The following is an 18603-nucleotide window of genomic DNA, read 5'->3' as shown; positions in this document are numbered from 1 at the left end:
CTCACAGTCGCGGCCGCAGGCAGCCGCGGTTATTCGTTGATCCGCCGGGCGAGGCTGTTGGCGCTCTCGATCAGCACCCGGCGATAGTCGTTGTAATTGTTTTTCGCATCGGCCCGAGGGGCGACGATGCACAACGTGCAAATGGCCACGCCTTGCGGGTCTTTCACCGGCGCGGCGAAGCAATGGGTGAACGTGTCGGCGACGCTGTCGAAGGAAAAGAAGCCATCGATACCGGCCTGACGAATCTCCGCCAGAAAGCGTTCCAGTGGCAGACGTTCGCCGTCGGGCAGGATGTAGTCGTCCTCGTCGATCAGGTCGATGATCTGCTGATCGCTTAAATGCGCGAGCAGCAGGCGCCCGGAGGCGGTCCACGGGATCGGCGCGTTTTCGCCGATATCCGATGAGATGCGGAAATGCCGCTCGCCCTCCTTCATCAACGCCACCGTGTATTTGCGCCCGTTGAGCAGGCACATCTGCGCAGTTTCGCGGGTCTGGCTGACGATCTCCTGCAAGGCGTGATCGGCCTCGCGGCTGAGGTCGAAATGGCGCAGATGCGCTTGGCCGAGGAAGTACAACTGGCGGCCGAGATAGACGTGGCCGTCCTTGCCCACCGGTTCCAGAATCCGCCGCTCCAGCAAGGATGCGACCAGCTCGTAGACCGTGGATTTCGGGCCGCCGATGCCGTTGGCGATGTCATTGGGGCGCAAGGGCTGGCCGATTTCCTTGAGAAAATCGAGGATATCGAACGCCCGGTCCAGACCACGTGCCCGGCGCTTGATGGTGTCTTCGGTCATGTCAGTGGTTTCCATTCAAAGTCGCCGGGAGTTTACCGAGAGTCCAGTGTCGCCTGTTACATCGCTTTCGCGAGCAGGCTCGCTCCCACAGGAAAACGCATTCCAAATGTGGGAGCGAGCCTGCTCGCGAAGAGGGCTGCACTTGTTTCAGGCCTTCTTCTTGTAGGCAATGCAGTCGATCTCAACCTTGCAATCAACCATCATGCTCGCCTGCACACAGGCCCGCGCCGGGGCGTGTTCGGGTTTGAAATACTCGGCGAAGACCTTGTTGAAACTGCTGAAATCCCGTGGATCGTCCAGCCAGACGCCAGCGCGGACCACGTCCTCGAGGCCATAGCCAGCCTCTTCGAGAATGGCGATCAGGTTCTTCATGGTCTGGTGGGTCTGTTCGACGATGCCGCCGACGATGATCTCGCCATCCACCGCCGGTACCTGGCCGGACACATGCAGCCAACCATCCGCTTCAACAGCGCGGGCGAATGGACGAGGCTGGCCGCCGGCGGCGGTGCTGCCGGTGCCGTAACGCGTAATGCTCATGGGTGTTTCTCCTGATTGCAAAAGTGCAGATTCAAAACCGCGTGCTTTTGAGAAATTCCGCCAGACGCGGCGATTGCGGGCGTTCGAACAGTTCCTTGGGAGGCCCCTGCTCTTCGATTCGCCCTTGATTCATGAAAACGATCTTGTCCGAGACCTCGAAAGCGAAACGCATTTCGTGGGTCACCAACAACATGGTCATGCCGTCCTCGGCCAGCCCCTTGATCACGTTGAGCACCTCGCCAACCAGTTCCGGGTCGAGGGCTGAGGTGACTTCGTCAAAGAGCATCAGGCTCGGGTTCATCGCAATCGCTCGGGCAATCGCTACGCGCTGTTGCTGACCGCCGGACAACTGACCGGGAAAGTGATTGCGCCGCTCCAGCAGGCCGACACGCTCCAACCATTTTTCGGCAAGCACCACGGCTTCGTCCTTGTGCATCTTCTTCACCTTGAGCAGGCCCAAGGTGACGTTCTGCAAGGCGGTCAGGTGCGGAAACAGGTTGAATTGCTGGAACGCCATGCCGGTCATCGCGCGATGGCGGGCAATGACCTTTTCCGGGTGACGTACGCGTTTACCGTTGACCTCGTCATAGCCGATGGATTCGCCGTCGAGCAGAATCTGCCCGCCCTGAAACTCTTCGAGCATGTTCACGCAACGCAGCAGCGTGGTCTTGCCCGAGCCACTGGAGCCGATCAGCGTAACGACGTTGCCACGCTGCATGCTCAGGTCGACACCCTTGAGCACTTCCACCGCGCCGTACTGTTTGTGCAGACCGCGAATATCCAGCAGCGCCTGATTCTGTGAAGCAACTTGAGCTTGAGTCATGGCAAGGCCACCCGCTTTTCAATGTGCCGGCCGAGTAATTCGATGCCGTAGTTGATGACGAAGAACAGAAAACCGGCGAACAGGTAGAACTCCAGGGTCATGAAGTTTCGGGCGATGATCTGTTGCGTGCTGAGCAGCAATTCGGCGACGCCGATCACCGAGAGCAAGGTCGAAGCCTTGACGATTTCGGTGGACGAGTTGACCCAGGTCGGCAAAATCTGCCGCAGCGCCTGAGGCAACAGTACGTAGCCGAGGGATTGGTAGAACGTCAGACCGATGGCTTTGCCCGCCTCCATCTGCCCGCGCGGCAGGGCTTGCAAGGCGCCACGGACGATTTCGGCGACGTGCGAGCCGCAGAACAGCGTCAGGCCCAAGGCTCCGGCCTGAAACGCGCTGATCTGCCAACCGAGCGCCGGCGCCATATAAAAGCAGGCCAGCACCAATACAAACACCGGCGTGCCGCGAATCAGATCGACGTACAGCCGAAACGGCGCGCGCATCCAGAATCTGCCGTAAGTCAGGACCAGGCCGGCAACCACGCCGAGCATGGTGCCCAAGACGATGGCCAGCGCCGAGACCTGCACACTGGTCAGAAAGCCCTGCCACAAAGGCTCGCGCGCGAGCCACAATTCATGCAACCAACTGGGGGATTGGTACATCGCAGCCTCCTATCGGCGGATCGCCAGACGCTGCTCGAGGTAACGCAGCAGCATGGCAATGAGGTAACAGGCCGCGACATACAACGCCGTGGTCACCAGCCAGGTTTCGATCACCCGGTAGCTCTCGACGTTGATCTTGCGCGCGTAATAGGTCAGCTCCGGCACCGCAATCGCAGCCGCCAGCGAGGTGTCCTTGAACAGCGAAATGAAGTTGTTCGACAGCGCCGGCAGCACATTGCGCAGCATCACCGGCACGGTGACGTAAGCCTTGACCTGCCATTCACCGAGACCGATTGCCAGCCCGGCTTCGCGCTGGCCTTTGGGAATGCTCAACAAGCCGCCACGGAAGACTTCGGTCAGGTACGCGCCGGCATACAGCGACAGCGTGATGATGAACGAAGGAATCTTGTCCAGACGAATGCCAAGGCTGGGCAGTGCGAAGTAGATCAACAGAATCAACACCAGGATTGGCGTGTTGCGCACCACCGTGACGTACACCGAGGCCAGCACCCGCAAGGCGCGATGTTTGGAGAGCAATGCAAACGCCATCAGCAGGCCGATCACGCAGCCGATGGCGATCGACACCAGCGCCAGCTGCAAGCCCAGCCCGAGCCCTGCCAGCAAGGTGTCGAAATCGCGCCACACGGCGGCAAAGTTCAACTGATAATTCATGGTCAGCAGTACCTTGAGCGGGGCGACTGAAATCGCCCCACTCTCACGGGATCATTTGAATTCGACTGGGAAACCGATCGCGGGCGACGGCAGATCGACACCGAACCATTGCTTGAAGGAGGCGGCGTAGGTCGGGAACTCAACCCCGGTCATGGCCTCATGCAGCGCGGTGTTGACGAAGTTCAGCCAGTCCTGATCGCCGCGTTTCACCGCACACGCGTAGGTTTGCGGGCTCCAGGCGTAGCTTGGGCTGCGGTAGCGGCCCGGGTTCTGCACCATCAGGTATTTGACCGACGACTGATCGGTTGCGGCGGCATCGGCACGGCCAGAGTTCACTGCCTGATACATCAGGTCGACGCTGTCGTACTGATCGACCTTGGCCTTGGGCAATGCCTGATGCACCAATTCTTCGGCGTAGACGTTTTGCAGCACCGCAACGGTAACGTCATCGCCTGCCCCTTGCAGGTCTTCGATTTCCTTGTACTTGCTGTTGTTCGGCAACAGCAGGCCGACGCCTTCGCGGTAGTACGGCAGAGTGAATGCCACTTGCTGGGCACGGCTGGCGGTGACGGTGATGAACTGGCAGCTCATGTCGACCTTGTCGGTCAGCAGATTGGGAATCCGCGCATCGGACGACTGCACCACGAACTCGACTTTACTCGGGTCGTTGAACAGTCCCTTAGCCACCATCCTGGCGATGTCGATATCAAAACCCTGCAACTTGCCGTCCGCGCCCTGAAAGTGCCACGGCGCATTGGTGCTGCCGGTGCCCACGATCAACTTGCCACGGGCGAGAACACTGTCGAGCTTGCTGTCGGCCGCCTGGGCCAGACCCATGACCGAGGAAGAAGCCGCAAGGACAAAAACACACGCTTTGAACAACGAAGGATGGCGACGCATGGCAAGCACTCCAGAATTGTGTTTATTCCGCTATACCGGAACACGGTTTGTTACTACGGAATAGACAGCAGAAAGTGTGCCACAGGAATCTCGCGAAATCTGTAACTGCGTTGAAAGCTTTTGGAATCAACAAGATATGTTTCGTGGACCAAAGGGTTTGGCCCGACCAGGAGCGAAGGAAACACCTGACAAAGCCAGGAAAGGGGTAATGCGTTCCCAACTTGGGTCAGATCGCGCCGTTGTGGTGCGAATCAGGGTGACAGTTGAGCAAAACCCGGTATCAGCGCTTTAGCGCCTGCCTGTAGACATCACCACCCTGCCGTTTCGCGACGGCTATCACCGTGACGACAGCACTTCTCGTGGTTACGCAGTCCACCTGTAATTTCTGACAGTAGACCCCGACATGCCTACTCCTTTAACGTCAAGCAACCTATCCGCTCGTTGAAAAGGACCCTTCGATGAACGTCACCAACACAACTTCCGCGCTGGCCCCGGTTTACCGCAAAGCCCTGAAAACCTGGCGTCCGGTCATTCTTTATTTCGCCAATGAACATTGCCCCGCCTGCGAATGGTCCGGGCCGATCTTTCGGCAGATTGCCGAGCCTTACCGACTGCGCGCCAACATCTATATGCTCAACACCAGCCAATCGCCCAAGCACCCGAATGTCACGGGCACGCCAACCGTGCTGTTCTATAAAAACGGCAGGCTGATGAAAAAGCTCAAAGGTATCGGCACTGAAGAAACCCTCGCACGGGATTTCGCCGTGCACATCGGCAAGACCAAAGCCCCCTTTGCCGCGCGTAAACGGAAGCATGATCTGCCTTGGCTGCGTCAGACACTTCGTACTTTGCGTACCGTTCCACATGGGCGCCTACGGAGGATGTACTGATCGAGCCTCCTCAGAGGAATGGAGTGCCTGCCAAATTGCCTTCGCGAGCAGGCTAGCTGCCACATTGGACCGCGTTGCAATGTGGCAGCTAGCCCGCTCGCAAAAAGGCAGGCACAGCTTTTAGAAAGCGCAAGTATTACGCGGCAGCGCGCTCCAGCAACACCCGCGTCACCCGCCGCTCTTCCACCGCTTTGACAGTCAGTTGCCAGCCCTCGTATTCCAGTCGATCACCGGTCATCGGCAAGCGATCCAGCAGACTCATCACCAACCCGGCCATCGTCTGATAATCCTCGGTCGGCTCGGCATCGAAGCCGGTACGCTGGCGAACGCGAGCCAAGGGCAGCGCGCCGCTGACCAGAAACCCGCCGCGCTCTTCGACCACGTCCGGGCCTTCGATTTCGCTGGCATCGGGTAGTTCGCCAGCGATCGATTCGAGGATGTCGGTCATGGTCAGTACGCCGACAAAATCGCCAAATTCATTGACCACGAAGGCAATGTGCGTTGACGCCGCGCGCATCTGCTCCAGGGCATTGAGGATTGAGTAACTGTCGAGCAGATTGACGGTCTTGCGAGCCAGATGCTCCAGGTTCGGCTCGTTGCCCGCCAGATATTCCTTGAGCAGTTCCTTCTTGTGTACGAAGCCCAGCGGCTCGTCCACCGCGCCATCGCGAATCAGCGGCAAGCGCGAGTAGGACGAATGCATCAACTTCGTGCGAATGGTTTCGGCGTCATCCGCAAGATCAATCAGGTCAACGTCGGCGCGCACCGTCATCAGGTTGCGAATCGGCCGTTCCGCCAGTTGCAGCACACCGCTGATCATCACCCGCTCACGACGATCAAACAGCTCGGCCACCGGCGCTTCACCGTCGTCCAGCAGGTCGGAGATTTCCTCGCCAACCTCCTCCGCCGCCAGTTTGCGCCCGCCGAGCAGACGCATCACCGCATGGGCCGTGCGCTCACGCATCGGCCGCACGCCCTGAATCGAACGTTTGCGCCGCGCCCGGGCGATCTGGTTGAAGACTTCGATCAGGATCGAAAAACCGATGGCCGCGTACAGATAACCTTTCGGGATATGGAAGCCCAGACCTTCGGCGGTCAGGGCAAAACCGATCATCATCAGGAAGCCCAGGCACAGCATGATCACGGTCGGGTGCGCGTTGACAAAGCGGGTCAGCGGCTTGCTGGCGACGATCATCAGGCCGATGGAAATGATCACGGCGATCATCATCACCGCCAGTTCATCGACCATGCCCACGGCGGTAATCACCGCGTCGAGCGAGAACACGGCGTCGAGCACCACGATCTGCGCCACGATCGGCCAGAACAGCGCGTAGGTCGTGTTGGTCGAGCGCTCGCCGACGTGGCCTTCGAGGCGTTCATGCAACTCCATCGTCGCTTTGAACAACAGGAACACGCCACCGAACAGCATGATCAGATCACGACCGGAGAAGCTCTTGTCGAACACCTCGAACAACGGTTGCGTGAGCGTAACCAGCCAGGAAATGCTCGCCAACAGGCCCAGGCGCATGATCAACGCCAGCGACAAGCCGATGATGCGCGCACGATCACGCTGATGCGGCGGCAGTTTGTCGGCAAGAATTGCGATGAACACCAGGTTGTCGATACCCAGTACCAGTTCCAGCACGATCAGAGTCAACAGGCCTAACCAGGCCGTGGGATCCGCTAACCATTCCATAAAACGTCTCGATCTCTCTACAGTGAATTCAGGCGGCCGGACACGGCGAAGTGCAACGCGAAGGCTCAAGGGCCGCGTTATCAACCATAGTCGGGAGTCGGAAGACGGGATGCTGCGAATGGATCAAGACCGCGCAATATTGCGCTGGAGAATGCTGACTGGGAGGCTCCGAGAGGGTGTTCATGTAGATCCTGAATGAAAAATGGCCTTCGAGCGTACAGCGTCGACCGACCTGCTCCACAGCGGTAAATCATTTCAAGATCTGTATGAATCAATGTAACCGAAGATTTTCAGCGTTGCCGAAAAAGCCTTCGCGAGCAGGCTCGCTCCCACAGGGTGCGAGCGGTGCGGCGGATTCAGCGTAGACCCAGCTCATCGATATGCTGATACTGCGCTTGCAGCGCGGTCGCCAGATCCTTCGCCCGGCCCAGTCGGATCGGCCCGCGTTCGATGTCGATCAGCAATCCCGGGCACGCCAGCACCGGCAACCCCGACAGCTCTTTCAAGCGACCATCGGTCACGATCAGACAGCGTTGCTGTTCGGCGGGAAAGCGCTTGCGTCTAACCGTCAGCCATTGCTGCGCCTGCTCCAGCGCCGCGAGCAACGGCGTGCCGCCACCAGCGCCCAGACCGTCAAGCCAGGTGCTCAGGCCGCTTGAGGCCTTCAAGCCTTGCACCTGCCATTTCGGCGCAGAACCACTGGCGGTCAGCAACGCCAGCCGCGCCCGCTGGCGGTAAGCATCGTCGAACAACTGCGCGAGCAGGCCCTTGGCATCGCTCAAGGCCTGATGGCGACGGGTCGAAGCCGACGCGTCGACGATCACCAGCCAGATTTCATGGGGCGAACGGGTGCGCTGTTGAAACAGCAAATCGGCGCGGCGCTGCGGGCGGCCATTGAGCAGCGTGCCCGGCCAGTTCACCGAACCGCAGCTGGCGCTCTGGCGTTGGCCCTGGCGGCCATTGTCGAGTTGTCCGGCACGGGGTCTGGCATTCGCCCCCGCGTCGGATCGGGGGCGAATGCCTAGGGCTTTTTTGCCTGTGGCGGCCAGCTCGGAACTTCGCGGCGGGCACCGGTGGCTTGCGCCGTTGCCGGCATCTCGCCCCACTGGCCCTGGCCTTCGCCGGATTTGCTGTCTGTGCCTGACGGAGATTGCGCTTGTGATTGGGCGCTGGATGAAGGTTGTTCGCGACGGCGATGGCGCAGGGCAAATTCGGCCACCGCGTCGATATCCTCTCCAGCAATCGCATCGGCCCCACGCCATGCCGCATGGGCGCGGGCCGCGCGCAACCAGACCAGATCGGCGCGCAAGCCATCGACGCCAGCAGCGAAACAGCGCTCGGTAATCAACGCCAATGCCGCGTCATCCAGTGGAATGGCTGCCAGGCGCTCGCGGGCGCTTTCACAGCGCGAACGCAGGATGTGTTGCTCGCTCGCCCACTGCGCGCAGAACCCTTGTGGATCGCTGTCGAAATCCAGCCGCCGGCGAATGATCTGTCCACGTTCGGCGGGCGCGGTGTGGCCGCTGAGGGCAACGTTCAAGCCGAAGCGGTCAAGCAGTTGCGGCCGCAGCTCGCCCTCTTCCGGGTTCATGGTGCCGATCAGGACGAATTTCGCCGAATGTCGATGGGAGATGCCGTCACGTTCGATCAGGTTGGTACCGCTGGCGGCGACATCGAGCAGCAGGTCGACCAGATGATCGGGCAGCAGATTGACTTCATCGACATAGAGCACGCCACCGTCAGCCTTGGCCAGGACACCGGGCGAAAACTGCGCGCGAGCGCCGCTCAGGGCAGCGTCGAGATCGAGGGTGCCGACCAGGCGCTCTTCAGTGGCGCCCAACGGCAAAGTGACAAACTGGCCGCTGGCGAGCAGGTCCGCCAGGCCCCGGGCCAGGGTCGACTTGGCCATGCCGCGCGGGCCTTCTATGAGTACGCCGCCGATTTTCGGGTCGATGGCGGTCAGGCACAGGGCGAGCTTCAGGTCATCGGCGCCGACCACGGCGGAGAGCGGGAAATGCGGGGTGTCGGTCATGGGTTTCTCTTTCGTGGTCGTGGATGGTCGTGACGTTGTGGTGTGTCAGTTGTTGCCCTCACCCTAGCCCTCTCCCAGAGGGAGAGGGAACAGACCGTGATGGCCTCTCGAGTTCTGTCGACGTGATGCATCGGGTCGACGCAAATTTCGACAGCGCTAAAAATCGGCCCCCTCTCCCTCCGGGAGAGGGGTGGGGTGAGGGTAGCTTTTTAGCGGCTACATATCTTCCTCGATATCCAACAGCAAATTCTCCAGCGCTTCTTTATAAGCCCCAGGCTCCTGCCACATCCCGCGCTGCTGCGCTTCGAGCATGCGTTCGGTCATGTCGCGCAGCGCATGGGGATTATGCTCACGAACAAAATCCCGGGTCGCCGGATCGAGCAAATATGCCTCCGCCAGCAACGCATATTGATGGTCGTCGATCAATTGCGTAGTCGCATCGAAGGCGAACAGATTATCAACCGTCGCCGCCAGTTCGAACGCGCCTTTGTAGCCGTGACGCTTGACCCCGGCGATCCACTTCGGATTCGCCGCGCGCGAGCGCACCACGCGGTTCAGTTCTTCCTTCAAGGTACGAATCTTCGGCAGATCCGGCTGGCTGTGATCGCCGTGATAGCTGGCCGCCGCTTCGCCGCGCAGAGTCTCCACCGCCGCGAGCATGCCGCCCTGGAACTGGTAGTAATCGTTGGAATCGAGCAAGTCATGCTCGCGGTTGTCCTGGTTTTGCAGCACCGCTTGCACATGGCTCAGGCGCTGGCTGAATTGCGCGCGGGCGGCCGTGCCCTCGTCGGCACCGCCGTAAGCATAGGCGCCCCAGTTCAGGTAGACCTCGGCGAGGTCTTCGCGCGACTGCCACAGACGTCCGTCGATAGCGCCTTGCACACCGGCGCCATACGCCCCCGGTTTCGCGCCGAAGATGCGCCAACCGGCCTGACGCCGCGCGGTATCCTCATCGACGCCCGATTGCACTAACGCCTCGCGTTCGGCACGCACCTTGGCGGCGAGTGGGTTCAAGTCATCCGGCTCGTCCAGTGCGGCCACCGCTTGCACGGCGGCGTCGAACAGGCGGATGAGATTGGCAAACGCATCACGGAAAAACCCCGAAACCCGCAGCGTCACATCGACTCGCGGACGATCGAGCAGGCTCAGCGGCAGAATCTCGAAATCATCCACGCGCTGACTGCCCGTGGCCCAGACCGGACGCACGCCCATCAACGCCATGGCCTGAGCGATGTCGTCGCCGCCGGTGCGCATGGTTGCGGTGCCCCAGACGGACAAGCCGAGGTGGCGCAAGTGATCGCCGTGATCCTGCAGGTGTCGTTCGAGAATCAGCGTTGCCGACTGGAATCCGATGCGCCACGCGGTAGTTGTTGGCAGATTGCGCACGTCGACTGAATAAAAATTACGCCCGGTGGGCAACACGTCGAGGCGGCCACGGCTGGGCGCACCGCTGGGGCCGGCCGGGACGAAACGACCGCTGAGGGCGTCGAGCAGACCGCGCATTTCGGCGGGGCCGCAAGCGTCGAGGCGCGGGGCGACGACTTCGCGCAGATGGTCGAGTATCGAATCAACCTCAGCCCAACCCGCCCCTTGTGGGAGCGAGACTGCTCGCGAACTCGGTGTGTCATTCAACAATGATTTACCTGACGCACCGCTTTCGCGAGCAGGCTCGCTCCCACAGGGGACATTCAGTGATCGGAAGATCAGGTCTGCGGCGAAGAGTTCGAGGCGTTCGCGGGTGTCGCCGGCGGTGCGCCATACTTCTTCGCTGATGGCCTGCAACTCGGTCGGACGCGGGCCGCTCCACGGCTCGGCCAACGCGCAATCCAGCGGATCAAAACCCAGTTCAAATGCTTTGGCGAGTGCTCGCAGCAGACTCGACTGCGCGCCCTTGCCGTCACCGCGCGGGATGCGCAGCAACGCCAGCAACGTGTCGATACGCAAACGCCCGCTCGGTGATTCGCCGAAGATGTGCAACCCATCGCGAATCTGCGATTCCTTCAGATCGCACAGATAAGTGTCCAGACGCGGCAACCAGATCGCCGCATCGGCATCGCTGTCCAGCGCGGCATCCAGTTGCAATTCGCGGTCGATTTGCGTGTCTCGTACCAATTGCAGAATGTCGCGCTGCAACTCGCGGGCACGGCGCGGATCAAGCAGTTGCGCCTCGTAATATTCGTCGGCCAGCAGCTCCAGATTGCGCAGCGGCCCGTAGGTTTCGGCGCGGGTCAGCGGTGGCATCAGGTGGTCGATGATCACTGCTTGCGTGCGCCGTTTGGCCTGGGCGCCCTCGCCCGGATCGTTGACGATAAACGGATAGATATTCGGCAACGGCCCGAGCAGCGCGTCGGGCCAGCAGCCTTCCGACAGCCCCACCCCTTTGCCCGGCAGCCATTCGAGATTACCGTGCTTGCCGACGTGGATCACGCCGTGGGCGCCGTAGGTGTTGCGCAACCAGAAATAGAACGCCAGATAGCCGTGCGGCGGGACCAGATCCGGGTCGTGATACACCGCGCTCGGATCGACCTGATAACCCCGCGCCGGCTGGATGCCGACAAAGGTCAGACCGAAACGCAGACCGGCAATCATCAGCCGACCGTCGCGACACATCGGATCGTTGTGTGGCGATCCCCAGCGCTCGAGTACCGCGGCGCGATTCGCCTCCGGCAACGCATTGAACATTGCCAGGTAATCGTCCATCGCCAGGCTCTGCTGGCACGGGCGCAGATCGAGACTGTCGAGGTCGTTGCTGACACCACCGAGCAGTTGCTGGATCAGTTCGGTGCCGCTGTCGGGCAACTCGGCCGTGACCGGATAACCCTCTTCGCGCAACGCGCGCAGGATGTTCAGCGCCGCCGCTGGCGTATCGAGGCCGACACCATTGCCGATGCGGCCGTCGCGGGTCGGGTAGTTGGCGAGGATCAGCGCGATGCGTTTTTCGCCATTGGCCACACGCGCCAGATCAACCCAGCGCCGCGCCAGTTCGGCAACGAAATCCATGCGTTCGGGCTGGGCGCGATAGCAGACCACATCGGACTGACTGCGCTCGCTGCGCCAGGCCAGATCCTTGAAGCTGATCGGTCGGCTGATAATGCGCCCGTCAAGCTCCGGCAAAGCAATGTGCATCGCCAGATCGCGCGGCCCGAGGCCCTGCTCGCTGTCGCGCCAGCCGGGCTCATTGTCCTGGGCGCAGATCGCTTGAATCACCGGGATGTTGCGGCGAAACGGGCGCAGGTGCGGCGCCTCGGGACTCGATTGGGCAAAACCGGTGGTGTTGAGAATCACCCCCGCCTCGACTTCATCCAGCCAGTCCTCGACCACCGACAAGCAACCGGGCTCCTTCAGACTGGCCACCGCGATCGGCAGCGGATTGAGCCCGGCTGCCTGTAAGCGCTGGCAGAACACATCGATGAACGCCGTGTTCGCCGCCTGCAAATGCGAGCGATAAAACAACAGCGCCGCCACCGGTTGATCGGGCAGCCATTCGGCTTGCCAGTCACTCAGGGCAGCGCTGTTTTTCTGTGGGTGATAAATCGCCGTGCGCGGCAGGGTTTGCGGCTCGCTCCACGGGTAATCGCGGGCGAACCATTGGTTGCCCAGGCAACGGAAGAAATCCAGCGCGTTACCCATGCCGCCCTGACGCAGGAATTGCCAGAGTCGATCGCGCACTTCGGCGCTGACCGTGCTCAAGTCGCTGAGTTCGGGATCCGGGCGGTCATCGCCGGGCACCAGAATCAGTTGCACGCCGCGTTCGGACAACTCGACCAGCCGCTCGACACCGTAGCGCCAATAGGCAATGCCGCCATGCAGGGAGATCAGAATGACCTTGGCGTGGCGCAGCACTTCGTCGACATACAGATCGACCGAGGCATGATTCTGCACCTGCATCGGGTTGGCCAGACGCAGGCTCGGATAATCATCGGGCAGTTGCTGCGCAGCCTCGGCGAGCAGCGCCAGGCTGGAATCGCCGCTGCACAGGATCACCAGCTCGGCGGGGGTTTGTCCGAGGTCGGCAATGTTGTCGTCCGAGACGAATCCGCCGGGCTGGGTCCTGAGCAGGTGCATGGCTTAAACGCTGAGCGCAGCGCGCAATTGCGCTTCGAGTTGTGCCGCATCAAGCTCCTGACCGATCAGCACCAGACGCGTCACCCGCGCTTCGTCGGCACCCCACTGGCGGTCGAAATGCTTGTCGAAACGCGTGCCCACGCCCTGGATCAACAGGCGCATCGGCTTGTTCGGAATCGCCGCGAAGCCTTTGACCCGCAGGATGCCGTGCTGCACCACCAGTTGCGTCAGCGCATCGAGCAGCAGGCTTTCGTCGGCTTGCGGCAATTCGATGGAGATCGAATCGAAGGCGTCGTGATCGTGGTCGTCGTCATCACCGTCATGGTGGTGATCGTGGTGGCTGTGGCGGCTGTCGATATGCTCTTCAGAGCCGGCACCGAGACCGATCAGCACGTCGAGCGGCAGGCGGCCATTGCTGGCTTCGACGATTTTTACCGCTGGCGGCAGCTCTTCGGCTACTTCAGCGCGTACGCGAGCCAGGTCTTGCGGGCTGGTCTGGTCAGCTTTGTTGAGGATCACCAGGTCAGCGCTGGCCAGTTGATCGGCGAACAGTTCATGCAGCGGCGACTCGTGATCAAGGTTCGGATCGAGTTTGCGCTGGGCATCGACCTGATCCGGGAACGCGGCGAAGGTGCCAGCAGCGACGGCCGGGCTGTCGACCACGGTGATGACTGCGTCGACGGTGCAGGCACTGCGAATTTCCGGCCACTGGAAGGCTTGCACCAGCGGTTTTGGCAGGGCTAGGCCCGAGGTTTCAATAAGGATGTGGTCGAGATCGCCGCGACGGGCAACCAGCTCGCGCATCACCGGGAAGAATTCTTCCTGCACGGTGCAGCACAGGCAGCCGTTGGCCAGCTCATAAACGCGGCCGCTGGCCTCTTCTTCGGTGCAGCCGATGGTGCATTGCTTGAGGATTTCACCGTCGATGCCCAGCTCGCCAAACTCGTTGACGATCACCGCAATGCGCCGGCCCTGAGCGTTGTCGAGCATGTGCCGCAGCAGCGTGGTTTTGCCCGAACCGAGGAAACCGGTGACGATGGTGACGGGGAGTTTGGCCAGTGTTTTCATCGGTATGCCCTTTGGCAAGCGGCGGGCATACGGGACGAGAACCGGCAGCGCGCATGCACGCCGGAAGCATTCGCCACCGGATCACCCCGCCCGGTTGTAGTGAGAATCTGTGACGAGGCAGGTCTCCTGGCTGACGGCGTTCAGGCGTTGGGCCTGGCGTCCATTGCGCCTTCCCGCTGGCTCATCGGTTGAGCTGGCAGTGGCGTGGCAACGAACATCACCGTTCACAGTTGCGGGGGCAGCCGCGGCTTTGACCGCGTTCCCTTCTTAGCTTCGGCGAGTGCCGAAGAACCTCGAAAGCGCAAGGCTACGCATGGGTCCGTCGTGGGTCAATGGGCGTTGAGTTTGAGTTCGGGGGCATATCCGTTGCTGCGGTAACGGCTTCTTATGGTTTCGCTCTTACAGCGAGTCCCTTTTTCAAACGCCAAAAAGGAACCAAAAGGCTTTGCCCCGGCGTACGGCCCGCTCGCTGGGGCTCGGGGTACCTTCGTTACGGGACCGATCCGGGCGCAGCGGCTACGGTTTGCTTCGCTGCACCTCCTTCCGCTGTGTACGACTGCGTCGCACGGTCGCTGCGCTCCCACCCCCGGATCGATCCCGTAACGAAGCCTGCCGAAGGGGCAAAAGATCAAAAGCCAGAGCAAAAGCAAAGGCAAAGGCAAAAGCAAAAGATCGCAGCCTTCGGCAGCTCCTACAGTTGGATCGCGCACCAGCTCAAGAACAGGTCGGCTGTCAGGCCGCCTTCGCGAGCAGGCTCGCTCCCACAAAAGCAAAAGTAAAGCAGCGCAGCCGCCCCACTCAACAATGAGCGCAAGCTCGAGTGCTCTTGATCTTGATCCACCGGCGACGTCGGAAGGCTGAGTGGAGGGATTGATCCGGGCGTGGGAGCGCAGCGACCGTACGACGCAGTCGTACACAGCGAGTGTAGGTGCAGCGAAGCAAACCGGAGCCGCTGCGCCCGGATCAGTCCCGGAGCGAAGGAACCCGAGCCTGCGAGGGCCGAACGTAGGAGCAAGCCTTTTTGGGTACTTTTTCGGCGTTTGGAAAAAGTGCCTCGCCGTAAGGGCGAAACCGTAATCAGCAACACCCGCAGCAACGGATATACACACAAAAACATCAGAAAAATGCCCACATCGCAGTACCGAAAACTCCCGGAAATTGACTAAAAACCCAAACCCATGTTCTCCTGCACACCTTGTTACGGGTGCCCTTCACAGGGTGAAACGGGAAACCGGTGAATCATGTGCTTTACTCAAAGCCATGTCAGTCCGGTGCTGCCCCCGCAACGGTAAGCGAGCGAAGCGTCAGATCCACTGTGCCCCGGCATGGGAAGGTGATGCTTGCAGGTCGGCGACCAGCCAACCCCTCGCGAGCCCGGAGACCGGCCCGCAACACCCAGCGCGCGCAAGCGCCGCTGAACACAAACAAACCCGCGGTGGGCGGGCGCTGTTCGAAATTCCTGCGTGCCCGGCCCGCAGGGATTTTCATGCGCTCTGTTTACCCGCTGACATTTCAGAGGGAAGCGCTATGTCGATCATCAGTAACACCGTCAGCCACACTGACCACATCTCCAGCAGCACCACACTCGGCCAACGCGTCGCCGCCGCCCTCTTCGCCTCGATCCTCGGTGCCAGCCTGGTCTGGTTCGCCGGTTTCTCGCACATCGAAGCGGTGCACAACGCCGCCCACGATACCCGCCACAGCGCCGCGTTCCCGTGCCACTGAGGCCTGCCGAAATGATCAAGCGTATCGCGCAAACCGCAGGCTTCACCGGCTTGCTGGCCGCCCTGCTGCTGACCCTGCTGCAGAGTTTCTGGGTATCACCGTTGATTCTGCAGGCCGAATCCTTCGAGAAATCCGAACCGGTCGCGCAAGTCCACGAACACGCCGCCGGCACCGCCGCCCACAGCCATGATGGCGAAGCCTGGGAGCCGGAAGACGGCTGGCAGCGCGTGGTCTCGACCACTGGCGGTAATCTGGTGGTGGCAGTGGGTTTCGCCTTGATGCTCGCCGGCCTGTACACCTTGCGCGCGCCGACCAAGACCTCGCAAGGGCTGCTCTGGGGTCTGGCCGGTTACGCCACGTTCGTTCTCGCGCCGACCTTGGGCCTGCCACCTGAATTGCCGGGCACTGCGGCTGCCGATCTGGCATCGCGGCAGATCTGGTGGATCGGCACTGCCGCTTCGACCGCCGTCGGCCTGGCACTGATCGCCTTCAGTCGTCACTGGCTGATGAAGCTTCTTGGTGTAGCGATTCTCGCCGTGCCGCATGTGATCGGCGCGCCGCAACCGCAGGTGCATTCGATGCTCGCTCCAGAGGCACTGGAAACCCAGTTCAAAATCGCTTCGCAGCTGACCAACGTCGCGTTCTGGCTGGCTCTGGGCCTGATCAGTGCCTGGTTGTTCCGCCGCAAAAGCGCAGGCCCATATCAGGCATGACCGATGACCGCGCAGCGCCGACCTTCGTGGTCGGCCTTGGCTGCCAGCGCGGCTGTCCGGCCAGTACGCTGCGTGCGTTACTTGATCAAGCATTGCAGGCGCACCGCATCGAGCTGCGAGCGGTCAAGGCTCTGGCGAGTATCGATCTCAAGCGCGACGAACCGGGGTTGCTGGAACTGGCCACACAATTGAATCTGCCGCTGCAGTATTTCAACAGTGCCGAGCTGGCGCCCTATCAGCAGCGCCTCAGCCATCAATCGCAAATCGCCTTTGAGCGCACCGGCTGCTACGGCGTGGCGGAAAGCGCCGCGCTGGCGCTGGCCGAGCAGTTGATTCAGGCGCCGGCGAAACTGCTGATTCCCCGGCAGAAATATGCGCAGGCCACGCTGGCATTGGCCGGCGCTGCATAAAATCCCGATAATCCCCGCCATTGATCATGAGCACGCTTCATCTGCAGTGTGCCTGCGCCTCTTCACAAGGATTCAACGATGACCGTCTACTTCATCGGCGCCGGCCCAGGCGACCCGGAACTCATCACCGTCAAAGGCCAACGGCTGATTCGCAGCTGCCCGGTGATCATTTATGCCGGCTCGCTGGTACCCGCAGCGGTGCTGGAAGGTCATCAAGCCGAAACCGTGGTCAACAGCGCTGAACTGCATCTGGAACAGATCATCGATTTGATCAGGACTGCCCATGCCCAAGGCCAGGATGTTGCCCGTGTGCATTCGGGGGATCCAGGTCTGTACGGCGCGATTGGTGAGCAGATTCGCTACTTGCGTGAGCTGAACATTCCTTTCGAGATCATTCCGGGCGTGACCGCCACAGCGGCATGCGCAGCGCTGCTGGGCGCCGAGTTGACCCTGCCGGACATTTCGCAAAGCGTGATCCTGACCCGTTACGCCGACAAGACCGCGATGCCCGCCGGCGAAGAACTGGCGAGCCTGGCGCAGCACGGCGCGACCATGGCCATTCATCTGGGGGTCAATCATCTGGAAAAGATACTGGTCGAACTGCTGCCGCATTACGGCGCGGACTGCCCGATTGCCGTTATTCACCGCGCGACATGGCCGGATCAGGACTGGGTGGTAGGTACATTGGCGGACATTGCCGACAAGGTCGAGGCCAAAGGCTTTCGGCGTACGGCGCTGATTCTGGTTGGCAGGGTGCTGGGCAGCGAGGTGTTTGGCGAATCATCGTTGTATCGCGCCGGGCATGCGCATCTTTATCGCCCTTGAAGACGCCTTCGCGAGCAGGCTCGCTCCCACAGGTGATTGCATTTAATTGTGAGAGCGAGCCTGCTCGCGAATGGGGGCGGCAAAAGTTACCCATAAAAAAACGGCGCTCACGGGGCGCCGTTTTTCATGTTCGCAGCGAACGCCTTAGTAGTAGGCGTTTTCTTTCTGCGTGTGGTCGGTCACGTCGCGAACGCCCTTGAGCTCCGGGATGCGCTCGAGCAGAGTGCGCTCGATGCCTTCCTTCAAGGTCACGTCGGCCTGGCCGCAGCCCTGGCAACCGCCACCAAACTGCAAAACAGCGATGCCGTCCTCGACCACATCGATCAGGCTGACCTGACCGCCGTGGCTGGCCAGCCCCGGGTTGATTTCGGTTTGCAGGTAGTAGTTGATGCGCTCGTTGACCGGGCTGTCGGCATTGACCATCGGCACTTTGGCATTCGGCGCCTTGATGGTCAGCTGGCCGCCCATACGGTCGGTGGCATAGTCGACAACGGCGTCGTCAAGAAACGCTTCGCTGAAGGAATCGATGTAAGCGGTGAAGCTTTTCAGCCCCAGCGCGGTATCTTCAGGTTTCTCTTCGCCCGGCTTGCAGTAGGCAATGCAGGTTTCGGCGTACTGGGTGCCAGGCTGGGTGATAAAGACACGGATGCCGATGCCCGGGGTGTTCTGCTTGGAGAGCAGATCGGCCAGGTAATCATGGGCGGCGTCGGTAATGGTAATAGCGGTCATAAAAACTCCTCGCAGGCTTGGGCGCAGTTTACGCCAATCGGCGCGGCTGACAAAGTCCTAGTATT

At 61.1% G+C, this 18603-nt stretch carries 17 protein-coding genes and 2 riboswitches; of the genes, 5 read left to right on the top strand and 12 right to left on the bottom strand.

The features are described from left to right. Positions 1 to 29: 29 nt before the first annotated feature. The 6 genes from AB4N41_RS20425 to AB4N41_RS20400 form a co-directional block, all read right to left on the bottom strand. The gene (locus AB4N41_RS20425) at positions 30 to 794 is read right to left on the bottom strand and encodes an IclR family transcriptional regulator (RefSeq protein ID WP_041478714.1); all 765 of its coding nucleotides are present in this window, start codon (positions 792 to 794) and stop codon (positions 30 to 32) included. Positions 795 to 941: 147 nt separating this feature from the next. Beyond that, on the bottom strand, positions 942 to 1331 hold the full coding sequence (locus AB4N41_RS20420) for a RidA family protein (protein WP_016774497.1): 390 nt from the start codon (positions 1329 to 1331) through the stop codon (positions 942 to 944). 31 nt (positions 1332 to 1362) lie between these two features. After that, the gene (locus AB4N41_RS20415; RefSeq protein WP_041478713.1) at positions 1363 to 2154 is read right to left on the bottom strand and encodes an amino acid ABC transporter ATP-binding protein; all 792 of its coding nucleotides are present in this window, start codon (positions 2152 to 2154) and stop codon (positions 1363 to 1365) included. Beyond that, a complete protein-coding gene (locus AB4N41_RS20410; protein WP_041478712.1) occupies positions 2151 to 2813 on the bottom strand; it encodes an amino acid ABC transporter permease in 663 nt (220 codons plus the stop codon). The genes AB4N41_RS20415 and AB4N41_RS20410 overlap by 4 nt, the downstream gene beginning before the upstream one ends. A 9-nt stretch (positions 2814 to 2822) precedes the next feature. After that, complete coding sequence (locus AB4N41_RS20405) at positions 2823 to 3485, bottom strand: amino acid ABC transporter permease (protein WP_024012746.1); 663 nt, start codon at positions 3483 to 3485, stop codon at positions 2823 to 2825. 51 nt (positions 3486 to 3536) lie between these two features. Further along, positions 3537 to 4385, bottom strand: coding sequence for a transporter substrate-binding domain-containing protein (locus AB4N41_RS20400; RefSeq protein WP_252878001.1), 849 nt, complete (start codon positions 4383 to 4385; stop codon positions 3537 to 3539). Between the two features lie 458 nt (positions 4386 to 4843). On the opposite strand from AB4N41_RS20400, the gene AB4N41_RS20395 reads away from it, so the two are divergent. Then, positions 4844 to 5275: a thioredoxin family protein gene (locus AB4N41_RS20395; RefSeq protein ID WP_095179748.1), complete on the top strand. Its 432-nt coding sequence runs from the start codon at positions 4844 to 4846 to the stop codon at positions 5273 to 5275. Positions 5276 to 5411: 136 nt separating this feature from the next. Here the strand turns inward: AB4N41_RS20395 and AB4N41_RS20390 are convergent, their stop codons facing one another. The 5 genes from AB4N41_RS20390 to cobW form a co-directional block, all read right to left on the bottom strand. After that, on the bottom strand, positions 5412 to 6971 hold the full coding sequence (locus AB4N41_RS20390; protein ID WP_252878000.1) for a TerC family protein: 1560 nt from the start codon (positions 6969 to 6971) through the stop codon (positions 5412 to 5414). Between the two features lie 356 nt (positions 6972 to 7327). Next, positions 7328 to 8020, bottom strand: a complete 693-nt coding sequence (locus AB4N41_RS20385; RefSeq protein WP_252878174.1) for a vWA domain-containing protein — start codon at positions 8018 to 8020, stop codon at positions 7328 to 7330. Then, positions 7993 to 9003 (bottom strand): ATP-binding protein, encoded by a 1011-nt coding sequence (locus tag AB4N41_RS20380; protein WP_252877999.1) that lies wholly within the window; start codon positions 9001 to 9003, stop codon positions 7993 to 7995. The genes AB4N41_RS20385 and AB4N41_RS20380 overlap by 28 nt, the downstream gene beginning before the upstream one ends. Positions 9004 to 9219: 216 nt before the next feature. After that, the gene (cobN, locus tag AB4N41_RS20375) at positions 9220 to 13068 is read right to left on the bottom strand and encodes a cobaltochelatase subunit CobN (protein WP_252877998.1); all 3849 of its coding nucleotides are present in this window, start codon (positions 13066 to 13068) and stop codon (positions 9220 to 9222) included. A 3-nt stretch (positions 13069 to 13071) separates the two neighbouring features. Further along, positions 13072 to 14136, bottom strand: coding sequence for a cobalamin biosynthesis protein CobW (cobW, locus tag AB4N41_RS20370; RefSeq protein WP_225930814.1), 1065 nt, complete (start codon positions 14134 to 14136; stop codon positions 13072 to 13074). Between the two features lie 99 nt (positions 14137 to 14235). Further along, a riboswitch (cobalamin riboswitch) is annotated at positions 14236 to 14447 on the bottom strand. Between the two features lie 874 nt (positions 14448 to 15321). Further along, positions 15322 to 15540, top strand: a riboswitch (cobalamin riboswitch). A 123-nt stretch (positions 15541 to 15663) separates the two neighbouring features. On the opposite strand from cobW, the gene AB4N41_RS20365 reads away from it, so the two are divergent. From AB4N41_RS20365 to cobM, 4 genes are all read left to right on the top strand, one after another. Continuing rightward, a complete protein-coding gene (locus AB4N41_RS20365) occupies positions 15664 to 15861 on the top strand; it encodes a CbtB domain-containing protein (protein ID WP_016774486.1) in 198 nt (65 codons plus the stop codon). Positions 15862 to 15872: 11 nt separating this feature from the next. After that, a complete protein-coding gene (locus tag AB4N41_RS20360) occupies positions 15873 to 16574 on the top strand; it encodes a CbtA family protein (protein WP_122751413.1) in 702 nt (233 codons plus the stop codon). Then, positions 16571 to 16984 (top strand): cobalamin biosynthesis protein, encoded by a 414-nt coding sequence (locus AB4N41_RS20355; RefSeq protein ID WP_056785220.1) that lies wholly within the window; start codon positions 16571 to 16573, stop codon positions 16982 to 16984. The genes AB4N41_RS20360 and AB4N41_RS20355 overlap by 4 nt, the downstream gene beginning before the upstream one ends. Before the next feature lie 78 nt (positions 16985 to 17062). Beyond that, positions 17063 to 17809 (top strand): precorrin-4 C(11)-methyltransferase, encoded by a 747-nt coding sequence (cobM, locus tag AB4N41_RS20350; protein ID WP_252877996.1) that lies wholly within the window; start codon positions 17063 to 17065, stop codon positions 17807 to 17809. Positions 17810 to 17953: 144 nt separating this feature from the next. On the opposite strand, the gene nfuA is transcribed toward cobM, so the two are convergent. Next, positions 17954 to 18538 (bottom strand): Fe-S biogenesis protein NfuA, encoded by a 585-nt coding sequence (nfuA, locus tag AB4N41_RS20345; RefSeq protein WP_003225494.1) that lies wholly within the window; start codon positions 18536 to 18538, stop codon positions 17954 to 17956. Positions 18539 to 18603 lie beyond the last annotated feature (65 nt).

This window comes from Pseudomonas sp. S2_A10, from assembly GCF_054668465.1.
This window is presented reverse-complemented; position numbering and strand designations above follow the sequence as displayed.